Here is a 1,186-nt window from a genome sequence, read left to right on the forward strand (position 1 = left end):
TTGAACGGGTCAGGTTTGGTCATGTTCCGACGCTACGAGGCCGCCCTGCCCGTCTCAACCGGAATCCTTCTGACAAACCCGTCCGTGACAGTTCTTCGAGAAGGTGGAATGATCGGGCACCGGATCGGTCAGATCAAGGCGGCAGAACCAGCGATACGCCAGGTTCAGATGAACCTCCTGGCAAAGCCGCCGTTCCGACCGGATGCCGAAGGCGTAGCCGACAATCAGCATCCGGATCATTAGCTCCGGGTCAACCGAGGGCCTGCCTGTCGAGCTGTAGAACGGCGCGAGGTGTCGGCGCATGTCGCCCAGATCGACGAACCGGTCCATGGCTCTCAAAAGATGATCCGGTGGCACGTGATCCTCGATCGAAAACTCATAGAACAGAGCACCCTGCGCCACTTGCCTCGGCCCCATCATCGCCAGACCTCCCTTGTCTAAAGGGAAGTGAATCAGCAGCCAAAGCATCGCTCAAGCCGAGTTTTTCAACAGCATCCGGACAGAGCCGACGCTCGGAAAATTGTCCGAACTTTCCGCTTCCGACCCTTCAGCGCCGTTTGTGGACTTTGCGCTGGACGTTCACGCGCGGCATAGCACAGGCGGCGATGACGCACTTGCCCACTGGCGCTTCGTTCCAAGCCACCAAGTGGATCGAAAACCGAAACGGGGGCCAAACAGCGGGCGACTGTTCACAGAACATCAACAATCCCAATATTCGCCCACAAATTAACCAATTTCGCGTGCAGCTTCACAAAGGACGCAAGGGAAAATCCGTCGATGCGGACTTTCTGAAAAGCGATGGGATTAACCAATGGCCACCATTACCGGTTCGAGCGGGCAAGACACACTGGTTGGTACGTCAGACGATGATCTCATCGTTGGTCTCGCTGAAAATGACTCTTTGTCCGGGGGCGCGGGCAACGACACACTTGATGGCGGGGACCGGAACGACACGCTGGTCGGCGGGGACGGGAACGACCTCTTCTTGGGCGGGGCGGGTAACGACTCGCAGCTGGGCGGCGCGGGCGACGATACCTTTTCCGGCGATCTGGGCAACGACACGATAGACGGCGGTACGGGCGTTGACGCTGTCGACTACAGCGGCTCCGCGGCGGCCGTCGCGGTCGACCTGGCCGCCGGGACCGGCACGGGCGGCGATGCCCAGGGCGACCGCTACACCTCGATC

The 1,186-nt window shown here is 60.0% G+C and carries 1 protein-coding gene and 1 pseudogene; one reads left to right on the forward strand and one right to left on the reverse strand.

Going from position 1 to position 1,186, the window contains the following annotated elements; all coding sequences use genetic code 11:
* Window positions 1-63 precede the first annotated feature (63 nt).
* Window positions 64-420: pseudogene (locus RXV88_RS23520) on the reverse strand (transposase); the annotation flags it as partial.
* A 391-nt stretch (window positions 421-811) separates the two neighbouring features.
* On the opposite strand from RXV88_RS23520, the gene RXV88_RS23525 reads away from it, so the two are divergent.
* On the forward strand, window positions 812-1,186 hold a 375-nt coding region (locus RXV88_RS23525), incomplete at its 3' end, for a calcium-binding protein (RefSeq protein WP_316296170.1).

It is taken from the genome of Aestuariicoccus sp. MJ-SS9 (assembly GCF_032586235.1).
GTDB lineage: Bacteria > Pseudomonadota > Alphaproteobacteria > Rhodobacterales > Rhodobacteraceae > Aestuariicoccus.